Source organism: Paenibacillus glycanilyticus (assembly GCF_023715145.1).
GTDB classification, from domain to species: Bacteria; Bacillota; Bacilli; order Paenibacillales; family Paenibacillaceae; genus Pristimantibacillus; species Pristimantibacillus glycanilyticus_A.
Window position 1 is genome coordinate 292,764 of the sequence record NZ_JAMBNP010000005.1, and the last position, 21,799, is coordinate 314,562.

Annotated in this window: 19 protein-coding genes; 14 read left to right on the plus strand and 5 right to left on the minus strand. The window is 51.6% G+C overall.

Annotated elements, in window-relative coordinates:
• Nucleotides 1-8: 8 nt before the first annotated feature.
• The gene (locus M3194_RS16370; protein ID WP_251655137.1) at nucleotides 9-1,022 is read right to left on the minus strand and encodes a LacI family DNA-binding transcriptional regulator; all 1,014 of its coding nucleotides are present in this window, start codon (nucleotides 1,020-1,022) and stop codon (nucleotides 9-11) included.
• Between the two features lie 145 nt (nucleotides 1,023-1,167).
• Between M3194_RS16370 and M3194_RS16375 the strand changes: the two genes are divergently transcribed.
• From M3194_RS16375 to M3194_RS16390, 4 genes are all read left to right on the plus strand, one after another.
• Complete coding sequence (locus tag M3194_RS16375) at nucleotides 1,168-2,958, plus strand: L-fucose isomerase (protein WP_251655138.1); 1,791 nt, start codon at nucleotides 1,168-1,170, stop codon at nucleotides 2,956-2,958.
• A gap of 75 nt (nucleotides 2,959-3,033) precedes the next feature.
• Nucleotides 3,034-3,693, plus strand: a complete 660-nt coding sequence (locus tag M3194_RS16380; protein WP_251655139.1) for a class II aldolase/adducin family protein — start codon at nucleotides 3,034-3,036, stop codon at nucleotides 3,691-3,693.
• 41 nt (nucleotides 3,694-3,734) lie between these two features.
• Complete coding sequence (locus M3194_RS16385; protein ID WP_251655140.1) at nucleotides 3,735-5,213, plus strand: rhamnulokinase; 1,479 nt, start codon at nucleotides 3,735-3,737, stop codon at nucleotides 5,211-5,213.
• Nucleotides 5,214-5,241: 28 nt separating this feature from the next.
• A complete protein-coding gene (locus M3194_RS16390) occupies nucleotides 5,242-5,670 on the plus strand; it encodes an RbsD/FucU family protein (protein WP_251655141.1) in 429 nt (142 codons plus the stop codon).
• A 429-nt stretch (nucleotides 5,671-6,099) separates the two neighbouring features.
• Here the strand turns inward: M3194_RS16390 and M3194_RS16395 are convergent, their stop codons facing one another.
• Nucleotides 6,100-7,725 (minus strand): glycosyl hydrolase, encoded by a 1,626-nt coding sequence (locus M3194_RS16395; RefSeq protein ID WP_251655142.1) that lies wholly within the window; start codon nucleotides 7,723-7,725, stop codon nucleotides 6,100-6,102.
• Between the two features lie 248 nt (nucleotides 7,726-7,973).
• Between M3194_RS16395 and M3194_RS16400 the strand changes: the two genes are divergently transcribed.
• Nucleotides 7,974-9,512: a TolB family protein gene (locus M3194_RS16400; protein ID WP_251655143.1), complete on the plus strand. Its 1,539-nt coding sequence runs from the start codon at nucleotides 7,974-7,976 to the stop codon at nucleotides 9,510-9,512.
• Between the two features lie 73 nt (nucleotides 9,513-9,585).
• Here the strand turns inward: M3194_RS16400 and M3194_RS16405 are convergent, their stop codons facing one another.
• Nucleotides 9,586-9,882, minus strand: a complete 297-nt coding sequence (locus M3194_RS16405) for a CD3324 family protein (protein ID WP_251655144.1) — start codon at nucleotides 9,880-9,882, stop codon at nucleotides 9,586-9,588.
• Between the two features lie 418 nt (nucleotides 9,883-10,300).
• Between M3194_RS16405 and M3194_RS16410 the strand changes: the two genes are divergently transcribed.
• The 6 genes from M3194_RS16410 (at nucleotide 10,301) to M3194_RS16435 (ending at nucleotide 16,056) form a co-directional block, all read left to right on the plus strand.
• Nucleotides 10,301-10,981: a FadR/GntR family transcriptional regulator gene (locus tag M3194_RS16410; RefSeq protein ID WP_251655145.1), complete on the plus strand. Its 681-nt coding sequence runs from the start codon at nucleotides 10,301-10,303 to the stop codon at nucleotides 10,979-10,981.
• Nucleotides 10,982-11,078: 97 nt separating this feature from the next.
• Entirely contained in the window at nucleotides 11,079-12,404 is a 1,326-nt protein-coding gene (locus M3194_RS16415; RefSeq protein WP_251655146.1) for an ABC transporter substrate-binding protein, read from the plus strand.
• A 66-nt stretch (nucleotides 12,405-12,470) separates the two neighbouring features.
• A complete protein-coding gene (locus M3194_RS16420; RefSeq protein WP_251655147.1) occupies nucleotides 12,471-13,352 on the plus strand; it encodes a carbohydrate ABC transporter permease in 882 nt (293 codons plus the stop codon).
• The gene (locus M3194_RS16425; RefSeq protein WP_251655148.1) at nucleotides 13,353-14,180 is read left to right on the plus strand and encodes a carbohydrate ABC transporter permease; all 828 of its coding nucleotides are present in this window, start codon (nucleotides 13,353-13,355) and stop codon (nucleotides 14,178-14,180) included.
• A 66-nt stretch (nucleotides 14,181-14,246) separates the two neighbouring features.
• Nucleotides 14,247-15,422, plus strand: a complete 1,176-nt coding sequence (locus M3194_RS16430; RefSeq protein WP_251655149.1) for a trans-sulfuration enzyme family protein — start codon at nucleotides 14,247-14,249, stop codon at nucleotides 15,420-15,422.
• 232 nt (nucleotides 15,423-15,654) lie between these two features.
• Nucleotides 15,655-16,056, plus strand: coding sequence for an acyl-CoA thioesterase (locus M3194_RS16435; RefSeq protein WP_251655150.1), 402 nt, complete (start codon nucleotides 15,655-15,657; stop codon nucleotides 16,054-16,056).
• An 18-nt stretch (nucleotides 16,057-16,074) separates the two neighbouring features.
• On the opposite strand, the gene M3194_RS16440 is transcribed toward M3194_RS16435, so the two are convergent.
• Both M3194_RS16440 and M3194_RS16445 read right to left on the minus strand, forming a co-directional pair.
• Complete coding sequence (locus M3194_RS16440; RefSeq protein ID WP_251655151.1) at nucleotides 16,075-17,301, minus strand: aspartate aminotransferase family protein; 1,227 nt, start codon at nucleotides 17,299-17,301, stop codon at nucleotides 16,075-16,077.
• Nucleotides 17,302-17,461: 160 nt separating this feature from the next.
• Complete coding sequence (locus tag M3194_RS16445; protein WP_251655152.1) at nucleotides 17,462-18,823, minus strand: TrkH family potassium uptake protein; 1,362 nt, start codon at nucleotides 18,821-18,823, stop codon at nucleotides 17,462-17,464.
• Between the two features lie 90 nt (nucleotides 18,824-18,913).
• On the opposite strand from M3194_RS16445, the gene M3194_RS16450 reads away from it, so the two are divergent.
• Genes M3194_RS16450 through M3194_RS16460 form a run of 3 tightly spaced genes read left to right on the plus strand, consistent with a single transcriptional unit; the run spans nucleotide 18,914 to nucleotide 21,693 of the window.
• On the plus strand, nucleotides 18,914-20,149 hold the full coding sequence (locus M3194_RS16450) for a DUF445 domain-containing protein (RefSeq protein WP_251655153.1): 1,236 nt from the start codon (nucleotides 18,914-18,916) through the stop codon (nucleotides 20,147-20,149).
• Nucleotides 20,150-20,173: 24 nt separating this feature from the next.
• Nucleotides 20,174-20,929 carry an ABC transporter ATP-binding protein gene (locus M3194_RS16455; RefSeq protein ID WP_251655155.1) on the plus strand — a complete coding sequence of 252 codons (756 nt, stop codon included), beginning with the start codon at nucleotides 20,174-20,176 and terminating at the stop codon, nucleotides 20,927-20,929.
• Nucleotides 20,926-21,693: an ABC transporter permease gene (locus M3194_RS16460; RefSeq protein ID WP_251655156.1), complete on the plus strand. Its 768-nt coding sequence runs from the start codon at nucleotides 20,926-20,928 to the stop codon at nucleotides 21,691-21,693. The genes M3194_RS16455 and M3194_RS16460 overlap by 4 nt, the downstream gene beginning before the upstream one ends.
• Nucleotides 21,694-21,799 lie beyond the last annotated feature (106 nt).

Sequence of the window (21,799 nt, forward strand, 5' to 3'; positions counted from 1 at the left end):
TTCTCTATTCATGAAATCGTAGAGACCGACCGGCGGATGATTAATTCCGCGGGCAGGACGATTTTTTTCCAAGGACCGGCTTCATCCTTGTTCTGTATCCGGTCAATCAGCATCTGCATGCCGAGATAGCCGAACTGGTAAGCCTGCTGCGCGGCAACGGTCATAAACGGGTCCACCTCCGAGTATGGCCCGAAATCGTCAAAGCAGACAATCGAGATATGCTCGGGAATGCCGAGATTCCGCTTCCGCAGCAGGCGGATGACCTCGATTGCGAGCACATTGTTGCCGGCTACGATGGCTGTCGGAAGCGGATCCAGCGAGTCCATCCAAGCTTCCATCTCGGACAGATCGGTGCGCGGACCATAGCTGGTCTCAAAGACAATCTTCTCATCATAGGTCAGTCCGTTCAGAATTAACGCCTCCCTGTACCCTTCGAGACGAAGACGGGCGCTGGATATCGTGTCCGAACCGTTCACCATGGCAATCCGGCGATGTCCTTGACTGGCCAGGTGGTTAACCAGCTGCCGGGCGCCTTCCTTGCTGTCTCCGAGCACAATGTCGCATTCCACTCCCGGCACTTCACGGTCCAGCAGGACGAACGGAATGTTATGCCGCTGCAAGGATTCGAGGTGGGGAAGCGAAGGATCACCGGCAGGAGCGATCATAACGCCGTCTACTCGGGTCGTCAGAATGGTATTAATATAATCGGCTTCCTTCTCCAGACTTTCGTCGCTATTGCCAAACAGCAGCCGGTAGCCGTTCTTGGTGGCGGCATCCTCAGCCCCCCGCGACAGCGTTGTATAGAATGGGTTCGTAATATCGGTAATAAGCAGGAACAAGCTCCGGGTCTGCTGCAGGACAAGGCTGCGGGCCATTTGGTTCGGAACGTAGTTCAGCTCCTCCATCACCTTTTTAACCTTCGCCCTCGTTTTGTCGCTTATTCGGCCTGTGTTATTGATAACTCTAGAAACGGTCATCGCGGATACGTTAGCCTTCTCCGCAATATCATAGATGGTAACCATACAATACTACTCCTCATCGACAATTCATGCTTTTATCTTACAAGAGAAAACGATTGACAGCAACAGGACGCCTTGCTAAATTAGAGTTATCGATAACATTTTTATATGCTTTTTATCTTATTATCATTCATGTGGAGGGGTATTAATGACGGACATCGCTTATCGCTTTCAGAATGGTTTTCCTAAGATCGGAATTCGGCCTACGATAGACGGACGCCGCAAGGGCGTTCGCGAATCGCTTGAAGTGCAAACCATGAACATGGCAAGGTCGGTTGCGAATCTGATCGCCGAGCATTTGCGTTACCCGAATGGCGAACCGGTGGAATGCGTTATTGCGGATACCACCATCGGCGGAGTTGCGGAAGCAGCGGCATGCGCGGACAAATTCGCCCGCGAGAATGTAGGGGTATCGATAACCGTAACGCCTTGCTGGTGTTATGGAACGGAAACGATGGATATGAACGCCGCCATCCCGAACGCGGTATGGGGCTTTAACGGAACGGAACGTCCGGGCGCGGTATATCTGGCGGCCGTGTTGGCCGGTTACGCGCAGAAGGGGATTCCGGCATTTGGCATTTACGGCGAGGAAGTACAGGAAGCGTCGGATACATCCATTCCCGATGACGTAAGAGGAAAGCTGCTGTCGTTTGCAAAAGCAGGCCTTGCGGTTGCTTATATGCGCGGCAAATCGTATCTCTCGATGGGCTCGGTCTCGATGGGTATCGCGGGCTCAATTGTAAGCGATTCCTTCTTCCAGGAATACCTCGGCATGCGTACGGAATATATCGATATGTCCGAGTTTGTCCGCCGCTTCGAAGAGCAGATTTACGATCCTGCCGAATTCGAGAAAGCATTGTCATGGGTGAAAGAGAACTGCTTGGAAGGTCCAGACAACAACCCGGCAGCGATTCAAACCTCCCGTGAGAAGAAGGATCAGGATTGGGAGACCGTCGTGAAGATGACGATTATCGCCCGTGACCTTATGATCGGCAATCCGCGTCTTGCGGAGCTTGGCTTTGGTGAAGAAGCAATGGGTCATAACGCGGTTGTGTCCGGCTTCCAGGGACAACGCCAGTGGACGGACCATTTCCCGAACGGCGATTTCATGGAGGCGATCCTGAACTCCTCCTTTGACTGGAACGGCATTCGTCCTCCGTTTATCGTGGCAACGGAGAATGACAGCCTGAACGGTGTCGTTATGCTGTTTGGTTACCTGTTGACCAATACGCCGCAAATTTTCGCGGACGTGCGTACTTACTGGAGCCCGTCATCGGTAGAGCGGGTAACGGGGCATAAGCTTGAAGGTCTGGCGGCTAATGGCATCCTTCATTTGCTTAACTCCGGATCGGCAACGCTTGATGGCAGCGGCGAGCAGCAGATTGACGGCAAGCCGGCAATGAAACCATTCTGGGACATTACGGAGAAGGAAGCGGCAGATTGCCTTGCGGCTACTTCTTGGAGACCGGCGGGCGTTGAATATTTCCGCGGCGGCGGCTTCTCCTCCGACTTCTTGTCCCGCGGCGGCATGCCGATGACTATGTCCCGGATCAATTTCGTAAAAGGCGTTGGGCCGGTGCTGCAAATTGCGGAAGGTTACTCCGTTGAACTGCCAAGCGAGGTTCATGACAAGCTCGACAACCGGACAGATCCGACTTGGCCGACAACCTGGTTCGCTCCGAACCTGACAGGCAAAGGCGCGTTCACTTCTGTTTACGATGTGATGGATAACTGGGGAGCTAACCACGGCTCGATCAGCTATGGCCATATTGGCGCGGAGCTGATTACGCTTGCTTCCATGCTGCGTATTCCGGTGAATATGCACAACGTTCCGGAAGAGGATATTTTCCGTCCTCGCGCATGGGGTTTGTTCGGAACGAATGACAAAGAGGCGGCTGATTACCGCGCCTGCTCGAACTTCGGACCATTGTACAAGTAAGGGCCATGCTTTCGAAGTGAGAATTACCCAATATGTCCACTGGTGGTCCGAAAATATAGAATTTCTATTTAGGGGATGAGTGAGATGGATATCCGGCAGGAGCTGTGCAAATACGCAAGAAAGACGGTAGCAAACAAGCTGGTCGTTGGGCCGGGAGGCAATATCAGCGCAAAGCATGAAGGGAAAATGTATTTGTCCCCAAGCGGCTTTGCGCTCGACGAGATTGAACCGGACCAATGGGTAGCCGTTGATATTGAGAGCGGTGCCGTGGAGGATAACGGACTTCGTCCGTCCTCCGAAGTGCTCATGCATTTGTATGCCTATCGGGCCAACCCTTCCATTGGGGCGATCGTGCATACGCATCCGCCGTATTGTATTGCTTTCACGCTGGTGGAGGAGGAGCTTCCGGTTATGTTCCCGGATCAGGCAGCGCTTGTGGGCAAGACCGTCTACATTCCTTATGTATTGCCAACGACGGAAAAACTCGCGGAGGCGCTTGCTCCTAAGGTGAAGGAAGCAAGCAGCATTCTGCTTGGCAATCATGGTCTTGTGACGACGGGACGCAATCTGCGTGAAGCGTATTACCGGACTGAGGTTGTAGAGGAAAGCGCGAAGATCTTCCTTATTGCCAGCCAGGTGAAAGAGCCGAAGGTGCTCACGAAGGAAGAGTTCGAGGAAATTGCTTCGCTTGAGAGCGAGGCTTACCGGATTAAGCTGCTGCAGAAGCAGCAGTAACGGATAACGGCGGCTGCCGCTGCGAGGAGGAAGTCTGGCATATGACACAAACTTTGGCGTTTGATCTTGGAGCGAGCAGCGGCAGGGCGCTGATTGGCAAGCTGACGAGAACCGAAGCCGGGGAGCACAAGCTTGAAGTTGAAGAAATTCACCGTTTTCCGAATGTACCGGTCCAGGTTGGCCGACACTTGCACTGGGATATCCTGCGGCTGCTGCAGGAGATGAAGCATGCGCTGCGCAAAGCGTTCCAGCTCGGGTATCATCCGGTTAGCTTTGGCGTGGATACGTGGGGCGTTGACTTTGGTCTCCTGGATGCGAACGGCGAGCTGCTCGGCAACCCCTATCATTATCGGGATCCCCATACTGAGGGGCTGATTGAGGAGCTTGAAGCCCGATTTGGCAGAGAGGAGCTGTTCCGGCAGGGCGGCCTGCAGTTTATGCCGTTTAATACGGTTTATCAGCTGTATGCCATGAAGAAGGCAGCCTCTCCCAAGCTGGATACTGCGAGGACGCTGCTTCTTACGCCGGACTTGCTTGTGTATTTGCTCACGGGCCAGCGGATTTGCGAGTTCTCGATGGCGACTACCACGCAGCTGCTGCATCCTGAGAGCAGGCAATGGAATAAGGCCTTGATGGAGCAGCTGGGAATCCCGGAAGACTTGTTCCTTGATCCGGTCTATCCGGGTACCCGGATTGGTCCGCTGTCGGAGGAGGTCCGCGAGGAGCTGGGCATTCCGTCGGTTGAGGCGGTTGCGGTTGCCACACATGATACGGAGTCGGCGGTAGCCGCTATTCCTGCTTCGGCTGGCCCGTTTGCCTACCTTGTATGCGGCACCTGGTCACTGGTTGGGACTGAATTAGATCAGCCGCTTCTGACGGAGGAAGCCATGAAGCTGGAGTTCTCGAATGAAGGCGGAGTTGGCGGCAAATACCAGCTGCTCAAAAATATTATGGGGCTGTGGATTTTGCAAGAGTGCAAGCGGGAATGGGATGAGCAGGGAAGAGTCTACTCCTTTGCCGAATTGGCAAGTATGGCGGAGCAGGAGGAAGCCTTCCGCTTTCTTATTAACCCGGATGACCTTCGGTTCTTTGGCCCTTCCAATATGCCCGAGAAGGTAAGAAGCTATTGCCATGAAACAGGGCAGCCTGTACCGGCAACGGAGGCGGAGGTTGCTCGTTGTATCATGGACAGCCTTGCCCTCAGGTACCGGAGTGCGCTGGAGCAGATTGAACAGCTGCTCGGAGTTCGCTATAGCGGCATGCATATGGTTGGCGGCGGCATTCAGAACAAGCTGCTATGCCGCCTGACGGCCAATGCGATCGGCCGCCCGGTATGGGCTGGTCCGGTGGAAGCCAGCGCGATTGGCAACATGCTGGCACAGTTCATGGCGCTGGGAGAATGCGCGGATCTGGAGGAGGCGCGGCAGCTGTCCGCGGCTTCCTTCCCGGTTGATAGCTATGAGCCAGCGGATATGGATGTATGGAATGAGGCGTATGAAAGATTCAAGCAGATGAAGTAGCTGATCGACATGGGGAGGAGCACAGGCGATGTTAAACGGTATTCCGAAGATCATTTCACCCGAGCTCTTGAAGGTATTGGCAGAAATGGGGCATAGCGACGAAATCGTGCTTGCTGACGGTAATTTTCCGGCGGTGAGCCATGCGCAGCGTCTTGTCCGCTGTGACGGACATGGCGTGCCCGAGCTGCTGGATGCCATTCTTCAGCTGTTCCCGCTTGATCAATACGTGGAGAAGCCGGCAGCCCTGATGCAGGTCGTTCCCGGTGATCCCGCGGAGACACCGATCTGGGAAGAGTATAGAGCGATTATTACGCAGCGCAGCGGCCTCAAAGAGCCGTTTGAGGAAGTGGAACGGTTCGCGTTCTACGAGCGTGCGAAGAAGGCTTACGCCATCGTCGCAACCGGCGAAAGCGCCATCTACGCCAACCTGATTTTGAAAAAAGGCGTCATCAAATAGTTAATAACGAGAAGCTGCCCATTTGGGCAGCTTTTTTTGTTATCGGCAGATTCACTAGAGTTGAAAAGCCAAATAGCATGGAAAAACCGTGCTACAGAGGACGGATCGAGTTACCTTGGGATGGGAACAGCCAAATAGCAAGGAAAAACCGTGCTACAGAGGACGGATCGAGTGACCGTGGGATGGAAGCAGCCAAATAGCACGGAAAAACCGTGTTACAGAGAACGAATCTAGTTACCGTGGGGTAGAAGCAGCCAAATAGCACGGAAAAACCGTGCTACAGAGGACGGATCGAGTTACCTTGGGATGGGAACAGCCAAATAGCAAGGAAAAACCGTGCTACAAGCCGCAGAGGGGGCATACGTGGAGGGAGAGTGAACCATTAAAAGGCCGTGCCGAGAGTACGATCTCGGGCACGGCCTTCTGCGTTTATGAAGTCGTTTTGAACGTATAAGATTTGCGGGAGGCTTCGCGGTTCTTCGAATCGTAGACGATGATCTCGATTTTGTGGCTGCCTGCTGTCAGCTTGTCCGGCTGAATCGGGAAGGTGTAAGGATATTGCTGGCGTGTCAGAACAACAGCGCCATCCACCTTGATGACCACTTTTCCGATGTAAGGATCATAGGTTTTTACCCATACAACGCCGGTGGCGGCCTTCCCAATGGTGCCTTGGTTAGCGAACTTGCTCACGCTTTTCGTATAGCTGCTTGATCCCGATGCTACCTTCGATAAGTAATAAGGATCTTCAATCATCTTACTGTAGGAGCTGAGCAATGCCGGGCTCTCCGTCAAGCTGAAGTTGTTCAGGCTGCGTTCCGCGCTGTAGGAATCCGTCAGCGTATTGAGACTGAACCAGTTGATGGATTTCACCCGCGGATATTTCAGCTTTGCTCCGTGGTAGAGCATGTTCATCTTCGTGATGGCAAAATTCACGGCTGAAGTATTGCCCGCTTTGCTGAAGTGCGTGGCGCCAAATTCGCTGATCATCATCGGCTTGCGGGAAGCGTACAGCTTGTAGGTATAGTCCACGGAATCAAGCGGATTGACCTGGTCGGCAGGCTCTTTAACGTTGCCGTTGAAATATTTGACGCTGTAGATGCTAAGGCCTACCCAATCGACCCAATCGTCTCCGGGATAATAAGCGGCGATTTTTTGCTTCGGATTAGCCGCAGGCGACCAGACCATCGCGACATTCGGAGCTTCTTCCTTCATCACCTTCGAGACGAGCCGGAACTTTTCGATGTACAGCGACGGATTGCCGTTCCACTTCACCCAGCTGCCGTTCATTTCGGAGGCGAACCGAAGGAAGATCGGTACGCCGGCAGCTTTGGCATCGCGCGCAAATTTGCGTAAATACGCATCATCCTTGACCGCGGTTAGCCCGTTGTCAGGCTGCAAGGCAAGCTGAATAGCTCCGCCGGCTTTCTTAACCGTATCCGCCCAATGATAAGGAAAAGCGCTGCCGTATTTATGATAATTGAAATAGATAGCATGCTGCTTGCCGGCCAGCTTGTTGAAGGCGCCAAACTTGCCGTCCTTGGCCTTTTCAACACCGCTGTCTTTTTCGATATAAGCACCGATGTACATCCCCGATGCCGGCTCGAACTTCGCTAAATTGCCGGATCCTGAGGAGGAGGCACCGGCTTTCTCCAGGTAAAGATCAATCTGCGTATTAAGCGCGTCGGCTTTGGCCAATACGGCAAAATACGTGTTCAAATCGCCTGATTTTTCACCAATGGCCTTATGAATCTTGGCTTCCCGGTAATAGGCGTCGGCTGCCTTCTGGAACTGGTTGTCCTTCGTATAAGCTTCTGCCAGCTTCCGCAAATATCCGGCTTGCGCCGATTGGGCAACGGCAAGCTCAAACTCCCTGATTGCCAGCTTAATCTGACCTTTATTCATATAAGCAACGCCATTCGTATAATGCTTCCAGTGGTGAACGGTATCGGCTGCGCTTGCTGTCCGAGCAAACGGCTGTACCGTTAAGGCCAGAATAAACGCCATCACAAGAATGAGGCGTAATCCCCGCCAGCCTTTCTGCCGAGCGATTGTCATTTGTCATGCCCTCCTAATTTGTCCTATAGCTTGTTCTGTCTGCCTGGAATAGGCATATCTTTCTACAGTTATCGGCTTCATGCCTATACAGGTGAATACTTGTCCGCAATTGCCTACTTAAGACCTAGTAAGCCTTATTACACATGTACCTTTAAGTTTGAAACGGATCATAATCAAGCGCGCTTAAGCAACCTTTTTCTGGAAAATAAAGTCTATTACATGAATGATGAAAAAGGGAGGCTTAACGGATGAAGCTAACTGCTGTAACGAACAAAGTATTCATTGTTCTTGTCCTTCTATCGGGCTGCAGTTATGATCCAACTCCAAGCAACAAGGCCGTTGCGCCGCCAATAACCAAGGCTTCTGCCGTCAGTGATTTGCCGCCGGCATCTATTGAGCCCGCTGCTAGCGGAGATTTGCGAATAAATAGAGTCAAGCATAATAACGGCTTCTCCTTTCCTTTACATATTTCGGAAGGAGTTAACGGTTTTGTCGCACAAACATTGCCTGCCCCTCATGATCATAATCTTGTTGCCCATCTTGTTCGGAGGATTACGGATGAGGCGGAGGGCAAAAGGTTCCAGCTGGATATCGTAACCATTAAGCCCAAGGCGGAAGAATACCGCGTATTTCCGGTTGCGGATGTAATCGTACAGGATGATTACTCCGTGGATTCCATTGCTAGAGCATATGGATATAACGATGATGATCAGCTTGTTCTTGTCCAGCCTAAGGAACGGGATGACGGGCAGAAGGGCGTGCAATACAATGTGGTCTCAATCGATCTTTACACCGGCCGAATCCAGAATATTGCTGCGGATGCGGTGCCCGATGTATCGCCAACCTTCTTCGCGAAAGGATGGATGAACGATTCCGGGCAGCTGTATTTGAACAGCTATTCGGATGGCCGTATGTGGTCCGTAGATACGAGAAGCGGTCAGGTTCGGGAATTTGAAGGAAGCTTCAAGAATGAATGGCCGTTGTATCTGCTTACCGCTTCGCCAAACGGCAATCTATTCTGGCATGAAGAAGACGAGGGCTTCCGGCTGTACAATCGGAACGGGGAGCTTCTTAAGGTCATTCCTCAGACGCTTGGCTTTCATGCCTATCCGGCTTTCGAATGGAGCCCCGACAGCCGTTATGCGGCCTTAGCCTTTACCTTAAGCGACAGCCAGGGCAATGTTTTGGGCGGAGAAGAGGCGTACCTCATTGCTCCTGAAGCGGTGGCTTTCTATGACGAGAGCGGGAATTTAACTTGGGATGTGCAGGCGAAGCCTAAGGAAGGTCTGACGAATGTGGATTGGAACGGCTGGCTCGCGGAAGGGGATGAAGGAGTTCTGTCCTGGTACCGGCTGGAACGTTCGGAAGAGGGAGAGGCTCCCCGCAAAGCAGATCTGAGCTACGCCTTGGCTAATGTGACAACGGGCAAGGTGACTGAACTAACGCAAGCGGAACAGCTGGAAGAGTTGAAGTTGCCGGTTCCGGTAGTAAACAAGTCAGACCAGCTTTTGTTTATTGACCGTGAAGAGGGGCTGTACTGGTTACCGGGAGAAGCCGCGCAGGCGATCTATTATCAACTTCTCTCCAAACCAACGGATGCACAGCTCGTGTGGTCCATGTATGATTTTGATACGGGAAAAACGACGGTAACCCGCTATAATCCGGCGACTCATGCCGCATTTGCAACGGTACTTGAAGACCAGCTTGGGTATGAGCTCCAGCTGATCGACGATACGCTGATTGTCGACAACAAGATGAATTACAGATGGATACATGAAATAAAATAGAAAAGGCTAATAGCCTGCCCTCGCATTTAACGTTGGCAGGCTATCTTTATGGTCATGCTATATGAGTACCGCATCAGCTTCCACTGGTTATGCGGGCATTCTGTTGTTGTTTGCAAATGATTTTTCGTAAGCTGTCCCCGGATAAAAAATAAACCCGCTCAAGGTCAGCGATTGACTGCCCCTTGCAATATTCCGCATAGATCTCATCGTTGCGATCGTTGATCCGCGCTTTGGTGCCGCTCAGCTGTCCCCAGCCGGCACGCTCCTCGCTTTGTTTCGGAATGTAAAGCAATTCGCCATCAATATATTGCTGGATTTGCTTAAGCAGAGTCTGGGGAAGCACATCTTTCCCGTTTTTGTAACGCCCCATCGAGGCCCTCCTCTAAAATTTGATTCTTTTGGCTTTCGTTGGCTTGTTTAGCGTTAAACATGGCTAACCCTCCTCCTTTCGTATTTTGCATTGCAATTATATTCGAAATTGATGGGGGAACCGGGTAGGTTCCCCCTATATGGGACATTCGCTTACGCGAATGCCACCTCCTGGATCTGAATCATTTCGTTCAGCCTCCTTTCCGTTCATTTCGTCGGCCCGACATCTATATTAACGCATACAAAGGCGGCATCCCGCAAGGTCAAAAACGGTTAAATTTGTATTTTGCCAAAATCTAATTTTAAAAACATTCTCGCTTATGCTTCGTCTCAGCCGAATGCAGCGCGCCTCCAGTTGACATTCTTAAAATATTTAAATAAGATTCACCTATCTGACAGGTATAAAGGATGGTTGAAAGATGGACCGTAAAATTAAGAAGCAGCATACGCATGAACTCGTATCCGAAGAAATTATCAAATATATCGCGGAGAAGGAGCTGGAGGAAGGGGACAAGCTTCCGTCCGTTGACGAGCTCGTTAACATGTTTGGGGTCGGCCGTTCTTCTTTGCGCGAAGCGCTGCGATATTTGGAAGCGATTGAAATCGTCAAGGTCATTAACGGCAAGGGAATCTATGTAAGCGATTCGGGTTCTTACCGATACAGCGGGAAAGTGAAAATCGACAACGAAAAATCGTTCCTGCTGGATATTCTGGATGTCCGGAGAGCGCTGGAGGGCAAGGCCGTGGAGCTTGCCGCAAGGCGGATAACGGACGGCAAAATCGAGGAGATGAAGGCCTGCTTGGCGGAGTACGACGAGCGAAAACAGAAAGGCCTGGATACGTCCGCGATCGATTACGAGTTCCACCAGCATATTTACGACGCCGCAGCCAATCCGCTGCTTCACAGCGTGTATGATTCCATATCGGAGCTGGTCAAAAGGTTCTTTTCGGGTCCGTTTGGGGTGAAAGAGCTGTTCGATAATACGTATCCGTTTCACCGCACCTTATTCGACGGTATTGAAAGTCATGATTGGAAGCATGCGCTCAGCGAATTTAACAAAATGATGGATATTATCGAAGAAACGATACGGGATTATTGACTGAAAATTTAGATATTGACAATTCGTAAATACCTCACTTATATTAAACCTATCAGACAGGTATACAGTATGATACTCAAATATGAGGGGGATTCCAATGCATCAAAAGTCTTGGAAGAAATCGCTGTTATCCGTATCTATGATTGGTTTGGCACTCAGCTTGACAGTGACGGCCTGCAGCTCGTCCGGATCCAAGAATGGAGACGGTGGAGACGGCAAGGTAGTCACGCTTCGCATGATTGAAAGCTTGACGAGCCCTAACCGCACCGCAATTATTCAAGAAGGCATCAAGGCATTTATGGATCAGAACCCAAACATTAAGGTTGAATTGATTTCACCGCCGTTTGATCAGGCAGACAACAAAATCAGAACGATGCTAAACGCTAAGCAAGAGCTCGATGTGCTTGAGGTTCGCGATCTCAACGTGGCGGAATTCGTGAACAATGGCTACGTGGAACCGCTGAACGAGTATACGAAAAGCTGGGATGACTTCGGTACCGTCACCTCCGTTGCCCAGTCCGTCGCTTCCGTTGGCGACAAGCTGTATTTTATCGCGAACGGGCTTTATCAGCGGCAGCTGTTTTATCGCGCGGATTGGCTGAAGGAAGCGGGCATCACGGTTCCGGCTACATACCAGGAGTTAATTGATGCTTCCGTGAAGCTGACCGATCCTTCCAAGAACCGCTTCGGCTTCTCGTTCCGCGGAGGCTCCGGCGCAAACGCGGTTCCGGATACGATGATTCAGGCGTACGACTCGGAGAAAATCAATATCGATGACGCGATGTTCCTGAAGGACGGCGGCACCATCTATTCGTCTCCCGAAGCGAAGGAAGCGGTTGAGCAGTACGTGAAGCTGTATAAGGAAGGTTCTCCGCCGGACTCCATTAACTGGGGCTTCCAGGAACAAGTGCAGGCGTTTACGTCCGGGGTAACGGCATTCCTTCTGCAGGATCCGGATGTTATACAGACTTTAACCGACAGCATGGAAGAAGGCACATGGGCAACCGCCCCGATGCCGAAGGGTCCGCAGGGCAAGGCGCTGATTTCAGCCGGCGGAGCGGGCTGGGGCATTACTTCTTACTCCAAAAACAAAGAAGCAGCCTGGAAGCTGATCAGCTTCCTGTCCTCGCCGGAAGAGAACACGAAGCTGTCGAAGAGCCATGGCACCGTGCCTATTCATTCTTCCGCCACGGAGGACGCTTTCTTCCAAAGCGGTCCATACAAGACACTGCTGGATATGACGGATCAGCCGGAAACGTTCATTAACTTCAAACCGCCTTTCCAATATCCTGCCAACGGACAATGGGGTACGGTTGCCATGGAATCCGGACAGAGTATGCTGCTAGGCCAGACAAGCGTGGAAGACACGCTGAAGAAATGGGACGAATACTGGGTGAAAGCGAAAGCACAATTGAACAACTGATCGGCATAAGCGGTGGGCGGCATACGATCCGCCCGCCGCATTTTACGAGCGGGGAAGGTGTTTGGTGTGAGCAAGCAACGAACGTACATATTACTCAGTCTACTCCCGGCATTGGCATTGCTGCTGGTGTTCACGTTCTATCCTTTCTTGCAAGGGGTAGTGATGGCGTTTCAAAATTATGTGCTGTTTGACCTGACGAACGTTCAGTTCATCGGACTTCAAAATTTCGAAACCGCGTTTCGGGACGCGAAGTTTCTTTCGGCGCTCGAGAACAGCGCGTATTGGGTGTTTTTCTCCCTTGTCTTGCAGTTCCTGGTTGGATTGTCGCTTGCGCTTCTGCTGCGCAAGAACTTCAGAGGAAGAGGCGTCTATCAAGGCTTCGTTTTCTATTCATGGGCTTTGTCCGGCTTCCTGATTGGCCTCATCTGGAAATGGATGTTCAACTCGCAGATTGGCGTCATCAACGATCTGCTCATGCGGGTGGGCTTCATCGATACGCGTATCGGCTTCCTTTCCGATCCGAAATGGGCCATGACGTCGGTTATCATTGCGAACGTTTGGTACGGGATCGCTTTTTTTGCCATCATGCTGCTGGCCGCGCTGCAATCGGTACCCGCGGATTTGTACGAAGCGGCGGAAATGGATGGAGCCGGCGGGCTGCGCAAGTTTTTTAACGTTACGTTTCCTTATATTCTGCCGACGGTTATTGCCACGACATTGCTTCGCGCTATATGGATATTCAACGATCCGTCCATTATCTATGGTCTTACGAATGGCGGGCCTGCCGGAACGACCCACATTCTCTCCTCGCTCATGCTGGAGAAGATTATCTATGGCGGGGATTACGGGATGGCAGCGGCGATTGGCGTTATCATGATCATCATTCTTATGCTGTATACCGTGTTTTATTTATTCGCGACCAGGTCCGAAAAGGCAGGTGACTTCTAGATGAAGCTGCGCGTGCTGACTGGTCTGAAGATGCTGTATCTAGCCGGTTATTTCCTGATCATGGTTTTTCCGTTGTATTGGATCGTGATCACTTCGCTAAAGCCGAAGAAAGAGATTTTTTCGTTGCCGATCCGGTATTGGCCGGAGAGGTTTACATTCGAAAATTACGCCAACATTTTTAAAGTATCAAAGTTCCATGTCTATATCGGAAACAGTCTGCTCATATCGGTAATTGCTGCTGTTATCGTGATCTGCATTGCGACGTTAAGCGGATATGTAATGGCGCGGTTTCAATTCCGCGGGCATAAGCAGATCATGATGGCATTTTTCTCGACGCAAATGCTTCCCGGTTTTATTTCGCTCGCGCCGCTGTATCTGCTCATGTCCGACATGGATCTGATCAACAACCGGCTGTCCCTGGTTCTTACTTATACGGTCATGCTTATTCCTTTCTCTACGATCATGCTGCGAGGTTTCTTCCAGCGCATTCCGAGCAGTCTGGAGGAAGCGGCGATGATCGATGGCTGCTCCCGTTTGACGGCGTTGATCCGGGTCATTATTCCGGTCATGCTGCCGGGGATCGCATCGACTTTTATTTTTGCATTCGTGCAAAATTGGAACGAGCTGTTTATGGCGGTTATGTTTATTGACGACGAAAGCCTGAAGACGCTGCCCGTGGCTATGAATTCCTTTGTCATGAAATTCGACGTGGATTGGGGCTCCATGTCCGCCGGCACCGTATTGTCGGTTATTCCGACGGTTGTTCTGTTCGCGTTCGCGCAGCGCTATATCGTGGAAGGGCTGACGCAGGGTGCCGAGAAGGGTTAACGCCGGATTGCACAATAACGGAAGGAAACAAACCTAGCAATGATACAAACAAAGGGATGTATACCTATGGAGAGAAAACAAATGGATGAAGGACTGCATACCAAAGTGTCACATGACGGAGTGGATACGAAGCATCACGGCGCCGTCAACATCCCGATTTATCAAAACAGCCTGTTCGCGTTCGAAAACTATGAGTCTTTCGAACAAGCCATGCAGGACGTATTGGCGGCCACCGTCTATTCCCGGGGCAATAATCCGACGGTTCAATATTTGGAGGGTAAAATCGCCGATCTGGAAGCGGCGGAGCGGGCGCGCTGCTTCGCGTCGGGGATGGCAGCCATCGCCGGCTCCCTGCACGCGCTATTGCGATCTGGCGACCATGTGATCTGCGTCAATCAAGCCTACGGTCCGACGAGACAGTTCCTGGACGAATTGTCCGAACGGTACCGGGTCGAAGTCACCTATGTCGACGGAAGTCTGCTATCCGACTTCGAAGACGCCATGCTGCCAAACACGCGTCTGATCTATCTGGAGAGCCCGACATCGGGATTGTTCCAGCTGCAGGATCTGGAGGGGGTCGCTGCGCTTGCCAAACGGTCGAACATTCTCACAATGATTGATAACAGCTGGGCGACGCCATGCTTCCAGCGTCCGCTGACCTCAGGCATTGATCTTGTGCTTCACTCGATGTCCAAGTATTTCTCGGGTCATAGCGATTGCTTGGGAGGCGTCGTGGCAGGGCGCGCGGACCTGATTAACGAAATAGAAAACAAAGGGTACATGCTGTTTGGCGGCGTCATGACTCCGCACACGGCCTCCCTTATGATACGCGGGCTGCGAACGCTGCCTTTACGGATGGAGAGACATCAGCGGAACGGCTTGATTATCGCGGAATATTTGGAGAAACATCCGCTCGTGAACCGGGTGAATCATCCCGGCTTGCCTTCGCATCCGCAGCACGCGCTTGCACGCAAGCAATTGGACGGGTTCAGCAGTCTATTTTCCTTCGAGACGCAGCTGCCTGTGGAATCACTGAAGAAATGGGCGGATGCCTTGCGTTACTTCCGAATCGGTGTCAGCTGGGGCGGCTTCGAGAGTCTGGTGACGGTCGGCCAAACGCCGGCGAACCGCAATTTGACGGGGACCAACCCTTCGGTAGCCCGTTTGTTCATCGGTTTGGAGGATCCGCAGACATTAATCGAGGATATCGAGCAGGCTTGGCGGCAAGTCATCGGAACATAGTTTCTATATGGATTTGAATGAAAAGAGAAGGATCGCAGGAGATGGACTGATCCCGCCGCCAGGCGGGGTCTTTTTTATGCTTTTGCAAGGTTAAGCCGTGCATTGGAGTCCTGTTACTTAATTGATTTTAGGAAATGATATACAATTAACTGCCCGGAAAAGTAGTGGGGCTTTGGCGCATGTGTTATTTTTATAGTGAAGGACAGGAATCTATTTAAGGAGAATCAATGAAATGAAATCATCCCTTCCAATTATTGTAAGATCAACCGAGATAGATATCAACGGGCATGTCAACAACGCAAAATATCTGGAGTATTTCGAATGGGGACGCGAGGAATGGTACGAGCTATGCGAACTCCCCTATGAAGCGTTCGAGAGCATGGATATACAAACGGTTACCGTGAACATTAACGTGAATTATAGAAAAGAATGCAGACAAGGTGACAAATTAACGGTCACCTGTCAGCCCGAGAAGATGGGTCGTTCCAGCTATGTTTTGAAGCAGGAAATCAAGGACGAGCGCGGCGAAGTGCGGGCGGATGCGTTTGTAACAAGCGTTACGATGGATCGTTCAACCCGCAAAAGCCGCGAGGTTCCTGACGAGTTAAGGAAGTTCTTTGCGATTGAGGAGTAGCGCATTACCCCGCCTGTTTCAGGAATAAACGGCCTCATTGTGTAAACCGCAGGCTTCAAGCACCCCGGTCATAATCTGTATCATCTTCTCCACCTCTTCAGCCGTTACGATAAGCGGCGGCATTAAGCGGATTGTGCGCGCGTTAGGCGCGTTCACAAGAAGTCCTTCCTTCATACATTCGGCGGCAAGCACCGGGGCAGTTCCTTCCGGAATGTCAAAGGCTAGAAGAAGCCCTTTGCCGCGGATCTGGCTGACCGCGTAATCCTCGGACAGCGCCGTCAGCTTCTCCTGGATCAGCGCGCCTTGCTTGGCAGCATTCTCCGCGAGCCCTTGCTGGAGGATCTCGCTCACAACCGCATGACCGGCCGCCATGCTGATTGGCGCGGCGCTATAGGTGCCTCCCTGGTCGCCAGGCTCAAACAGGTCATACTGCTCGGTGGTCAGCATAGCCGAGAGCGGGAAGCCGCTGCCGATTCCTTTGGCCAAGGTCATGACATCAGGCTTCACGCCGTAATGCTCATAGGCAAACAGCTTGCCCGTTCTCCCCAGACCGGTCTGCACCTCGTCGAAAATCAACATAATATTGTATACATCGCAGGCTTTGCGCAAGGCTTGCAAATAAGGAGCCTCCACCGAATGGACGCCGCCCTCCCCTTGCACAAGCTCCAGCATAATCGCACAGGTACGGTCGCTGATCGCCGCGAAGCAGGCGTCGAAATCATTAATCGGCACATGCTTGAAGCCGGGAACTTTAGGCTCGAACAAGGGCTCAAACGCCGGCTTCCCGGTTGCGGACATCGTAGCAAGCGTTCTTCCGTGGAAGCTGTTCGTCATTGTAATTATCTCGTAGGCACCGTTCAAATGGAGAGAGCCGTGCTTGCGGGCAAGCTTTATCGCGCTTTCGTTCGCTTCGGCGCCGCTGCTTGCGAAAAATACTTTATCAAACCCGGAAATCTCCGTCAGAAGGTCCGCAAATTCAATCATGGGCCTGTTAAAGAAACCCGGGCTTGCATGCACCAGCTGACTGCTCTGATAAGCCAATGCCTCTTGCAGGACGGCAGGAGAATGCCCCAGACTGGTTACCGCCCAGCCACCGATGTAGTCCAGATAGGACTTGCCCTCGGTATCCCACAAATACATGCCTTCCCCGCGGGTCATCACAACATCAGGACGATTAGCCGTATATAGCAGCGATTGCTTGGCGGACGCGAGCAAGCTGTCGGTTGTTTTGTTTAACGATTGCATGAATGATCGAACCTCCATCTCTTACATGATGTGAATTAATATACAGTATAGTGAATAATAATTCAATATCCAAACCAGCCCTTTGCAAAAAGAATATTTTTCCGGCATAAGCGCATAAAAAAAGCCAACCTGCATAAGCAGATTGGCCGCTGGCGCTGAATTAACCGATTGTAATTTTACCTTCCGGATGACGGTAAAGCTCTCTCGACTGATTGGGTACTAATGTATAAGCAAGGGTAAGAGGGCCCATACGTCCGATAAACATTACGATAATAATCAAGATTTTGCCGATATCGGTCAAGTGTGGAGTGAGTCCCATCGATAAGCCCGTTGTTCCGAAGGCGGAGGTGACTTCAAACATAACGGTTAAGAAATCCGTCGTTTCCGTAGCCGATAAAATCATCGTAAACAAAACGATGGTGGCAACGGATACAGCCGTAATCGTCAAGGCTTTATGAACGCGGTCCTTTGCCAACCGGCGCTTGAAGAAGACAACATCGTCTTTCCCCCGGATCATGGCGATAACCGCTCCTATCAGAATGGCAAACGTGGTGACCTTAATGCCGCCTCCGGCAGATCCCGGGGATGCTCCGATAAACATCAGAATAATAAGCAGGAACTGGCTGGCATTCCGCATGTCCGCAATATTGAGCGTATTGGCTCCTCCCGACCGTGGCGAGATCGACTGAAACAGGGAGCTGTACAGCTTGCCGGCAAAGCTCAGCGGCTCCAGCGTATTGGTGAACTCGAAGATGAAGAGGAGAACCGCTCCCCCAATGAACAGAAATCCGGAGGTGTACAGCACCACCTTGGAGTGGAGCGACAGCTTGCGGATTTTGGGATAATCAATGACCTCGGCAAGCACGATAAAGCCGATGCCGCCAAGAAAAATCAACATCATCAATACCGTATTAATGACCGGATCATCCACATGATTGGTAAAGCTGTTAAAAGGGCCATGAATGGGTCCCATAATATCGATGCCGGCATTGGTGAACATCGAAACACTATGAAAGACGCCGTAATACAAAGCTTTATCAAACGGCATAATGGCTGACCAGCGTATCGCCAGCAGCAAGGCACCGGCAAATTCGATCGTAAACGCGTAGATCAGCACGCGGCGGATAAAACGAACGATCCCTTCAAGCGAAGTATGACTCATGGATTCCTGCAGCCATAACCTCTCCCGGAGCGATATGCGCTTGCGGAAGGCAAGCGCGAATAAAGTCGCCATCGCCATAAAGCCCAGGCCGCCAACCTGCATCAGCATCAAGATGACAACCTCACCGAATGACGAGTAATGCGTTCCGGTGTCCACGACAACCAGCCCGGTTACGCAAGCCGCTGTTGTGGCCGTGAAGAAGGCGTCGATAAAGGGAGTATGGCTGCCGTCTTCCGCGGCATAAGGCAAGGACAGCAGAATGGAGCCGATCAGAATAATGACAATAAAGCCTGCGGTCAGGATTTGGGGCGGACTGATTTTCGTTAGCAGCGATTTCTTCAAGCCTATATCACCTTTCATGGAAGCATCGGACTTAAGCCGAATTCTAAGTTCTCAATATTATCTGGTATAATTAGTATAAAGCAAACGGTACAGGAGGACTACAGCTTCATGAAATCGAGATATATTGCGAGTTTGTCACTGGCCATTATGTTTATTGGCTTCATCGTAACCAAATGGTGGCTGCCGGATAATTGGTGGATACGGCTCCTTGAGAGCGGCTTTGAAGCAGGGCTTGTCGGAGGGATCGCCGACTGGTTTGCGGTAACGGCTTTGTTCCGTCATCCGTTTGGCATTCCGATCCCGCACACCTCTCTGCTGCTGAAGAACAGGGATAAGATCGTCAATTCCCTTATTTCGGCGATGGAAAACGAGCTTCTGAACAAGGAAAGCATCAGCAAAAAGCTGAAGGAGCTGAAGCTGTTCAAAGGAATAGCGTCGGCGATAACCGGACTTATCAGCAGAAGAAAATTACGGGTAAGCCTGCTTCGGTTCGCCCAATCCGCGCTTGAGCAGATCCCGCTCGAGAAGCTGAGCATCAAGCTCCAGGAGGTTGCCGTCGATTATATCCGCAAACAGGATATCGTTCCGGTCGTAGATAAGCTTACGGACAAATTGGCCTATGACGGCTGGGATGAGAAGGCATTGGATTTCGTGCTGCTGCAAGGCAAGGAATGGGTGAAGAAGCGGGAGACCGAGCAGTTCTTCGGTAGACTCGCCCACAGCAAGATGGAGGAGCTGCAGGTCGGCGGTTTTATGGGCTTTGCCGTACAGGCTTTTGTTGGCTTTATGAGCCCGGAGAAGCTTGGGCCAATCATTCAGGGCATGCTGCTCTCCAGCATCAAGGAGCTTGGCACGCCGGGCAATCCGAACAGGCAGAAGCTGCTTGAAGAACTGAAGAAGCATGCGCTGGGCTTGTCTGCGAACGAAGAACTGATGGCACGGCTGAAAGCCGGAATAGAGTCCGGCGCCGAAAGCGTTGGGGTAGAGCGGTTTATTCATCTTCGTCTGGAAGAGCTCAGGCAGCTTCTGCTCGACAAGCTGGAGCAGGAATGCTCAAACGGCGGCCGCTCGCTTGTGAGAGGATATCGCTTCTTAATTGAGCAGGCGAAGAGCAAGGAGGAGCTTATCAACCGCTGGGAGCAGGCTGTTCTTGGATACATGGTAAGCTGGATCGAGAAGAATCATTACCGGATCGGCATGCTGGTCCGCGACAATGTCAACCAAATGGACGATCAGGCATTGGTTCATATGCTGGAGCAGAAGATCGGCAAGGATTTGCAGTGGATCCGCGTAAACGGCGCGGTATGCGGCTTTATTGTGGGCGTTATCCTTTTCTTCTTCTAATTTAGAATTGGAGGAGAGTCTGCTTTGCAGTTAAAGTTAAATGATATTTCGAAATCTAAATTTGATAGTCAGAATCAATGGTTATTTCGGGGGATTACGGCAGAGATCGGTCCGAATGACCGGATTGCCCTGATCGGAGGCTCCGGCCAAGGGAAAAGCACTTTGCTTCGCATTCTTTCGCTGCTTGAGCCGTTTGACGGGGGCATACTGCAGCTGGACGGTCAATCAAGCTCGGCATCTAATCCGCAAAGCTGGCGCAAGAAGGTCACTTATGTAGCGCAGAAGCCGGTAATGCGAAGCGGCAGCGTCGGGTTTAACCTCCGTACAGTCAGCGAGCTTCATAACCTACCCTTCCAAGAAGAGCTGGCACGCCGGTATATGGAAGCTGTGGGGCTTGGGCAGACGGATTGGAACAAACAAGCCGCAGACCTGTCCGGAGGCGAGCAGCAGCGGCTTGCTCTTGTTCGCTCCCTGATGCTCGATTCCCAGCTGCTGCTTCTGGATGAGATCACCTCTTCGCTTGATCCGGGAAGCAAGCAATCCGTCGAAAAGCTGCTCCTCGAATGGGTTTCCGGAACTGCCAACGGAGCAAACAAAGCTTATGTTTGGATAACCCATGATTTGGAACAGGCTCGCGCTATCTGCAATCAGGTATGGTTTATGGCTGAAGGGTGTCTGCTTGAGAAGGCGGAGACAGAGGGCTTCTTCAGCAATCCGGCTACCGAACAGGCCAGACAGTTCATTGCCGGTCTGCAGGAGGAAAGGGTGGAAAAACAATGAGCAATATGGCCCTGATCTGCACGGTATGCTTTGTTGCGGTTGCCGCATTTATTTCCATGAAGCAGAAGCTTGGATTGGAAAAGGAAATCCTGATTGGCACCTTCCGCTCCGCCGTCCAGCTTCTGTTTATCGGATATGTCCTTCATTTTGTGTTTGAGACAAGCCATCCGGCGTTTATCGTTATTATTATTCTATGTATGATTCTGGTTGCTGCATGGAATGCCGGGGCCAAGGCTAAGCATGTTCGCGGGATACGCAGCCGGATTGCGATAGCGCTTGCCTGCACGGAAGGGGTAACGATGGCGATTCTGCTTGGTTTCCGGATCATTTCGCCAACACCGCAATATATCATTCCGGTCAGCGGGATTATTGTCGGAAGCTCGATGATCGTATGCGGCTTGCTCTTAAATCACATGAAAAGAGAGATGGAGACGGCAAGGGGAGAGATGGAGATGCTGCTCGCCCTTGGTGCAACGGAAAAGCAGGCGATCCACAGCTCCTTGCGGCGCTCCGTCAGGGCCAGCATGATTCCGACGATTGACGGCATGAAGACGGTTGGCTTGGTACAGCTGCCCGGCATGATGACCGGGATGATTGTTGCGGGAGCAGATCCGGTTGAAGCGGTCCGCTACCAGATTCTGATTATGTTTGTGCTAGCTTCCTCGGCGGCAATGACCGCAATGGTGCTTAGCTTGATCAGCTATCGGTTATGGTTTGCGAAGGATGCCAGACTGCTGCCCTTGCAGCCAGCCGAGAAGCCGTAACGGGTTACCTATTGCGACGGAATGGCACTCCCCGCCAAGGGAGGTACTCGCATCCTGAAATCCAAACAACATTAAATATGGCATCTGGTCATTGTAAAAACAGAGG

Excerpts from the sequence above, each read along its gene's own strand:
- M3194_RS16370 (WP_251655137.1), bottom strand. The coding sequence starts at position 1,022 with ATGGTTACCATCTATGATATTGCGGAGAAGGCTAACGTATCCGCGATG.
- M3194_RS16375 (WP_251655138.1), top strand. The coding sequence starts at position 1,168 with ATGACGGACATCGCTTATCGCTTTCAGAATGGTTTTCCTAAGATCGGA.
- M3194_RS16380 (WP_251655139.1), top strand. The coding sequence starts at position 3,034 with ATGAGTGAGATGGATATCCGGCAGGAGCTGTGCAAATACGCAAGAAAG.
- M3194_RS16385 (WP_251655140.1), top strand. The coding sequence starts at position 3,735 with ATGACACAAACTTTGGCGTTTGATCTTGGAGCGAGCAGCGGCAGGGCG.
- M3194_RS16390 (WP_251655141.1), top strand. The coding sequence starts at position 5,242 with ATGTTAAACGGTATTCCGAAGATCATTTCACCCGAGCTCTTGAAGGTA.
- M3194_RS16395 (WP_251655142.1), bottom strand. The coding sequence starts at position 7,725 with ATGACAATCGCTCGGCAGAAAGGCTGGCGGGGATTACGCCTCATTCTT.
- M3194_RS16400 (WP_251655143.1), top strand. The coding sequence starts at position 7,974 with ATGAAGCTAACTGCTGTAACGAACAAAGTATTCATTGTTCTTGTCCTT.
- M3194_RS16405 (WP_251655144.1), bottom strand. The coding sequence starts at position 9,882 with ATGGGGCGTTACAAAAACGGGAAAGATGTGCTTCCCCAGACTCTGCTT.
- M3194_RS16410 (WP_251655145.1), top strand. The coding sequence starts at position 10,301 with ATGGACCGTAAAATTAAGAAGCAGCATACGCATGAACTCGTATCCGAA.
- M3194_RS16415 (WP_251655146.1), top strand. The coding sequence starts at position 11,079 with ATGCATCAAAAGTCTTGGAAGAAATCGCTGTTATCCGTATCTATGATT.
- M3194_RS16425 (WP_251655148.1), top strand. The coding sequence starts at position 13,353 with ATGAAGCTGCGCGTGCTGACTGGTCTGAAGATGCTGTATCTAGCCGGT.
- M3194_RS16430 (WP_251655149.1), top strand. The coding sequence starts at position 14,247 with ATGGAGAGAAAACAAATGGATGAAGGACTGCATACCAAAGTGTCACAT.
- M3194_RS16435 (WP_251655150.1), top strand. The coding sequence starts at position 15,655 with ATGAAATCATCCCTTCCAATTATTGTAAGATCAACCGAGATAGATATC.
- M3194_RS16440 (WP_251655151.1), bottom strand. The coding sequence starts at position 17,301 with ATGCAATCGTTAAACAAAACAACCGACAGCTTGCTCGCGTCCGCCAAG.
- M3194_RS16445 (WP_251655152.1), bottom strand. The coding sequence starts at position 18,823 with ATGAAAGGTGATATAGGCTTGAAGAAATCGCTGCTAACGAAAATCAGT.
- M3194_RS16450 (WP_251655153.1), top strand. The coding sequence starts at position 18,914 with ATGAAATCGAGATATATTGCGAGTTTGTCACTGGCCATTATGTTTATT.
- M3194_RS16460 (WP_251655156.1), top strand. The coding sequence starts at position 20,926 with ATGAGCAATATGGCCCTGATCTGCACGGTATGCTTTGTTGCGGTTGCC.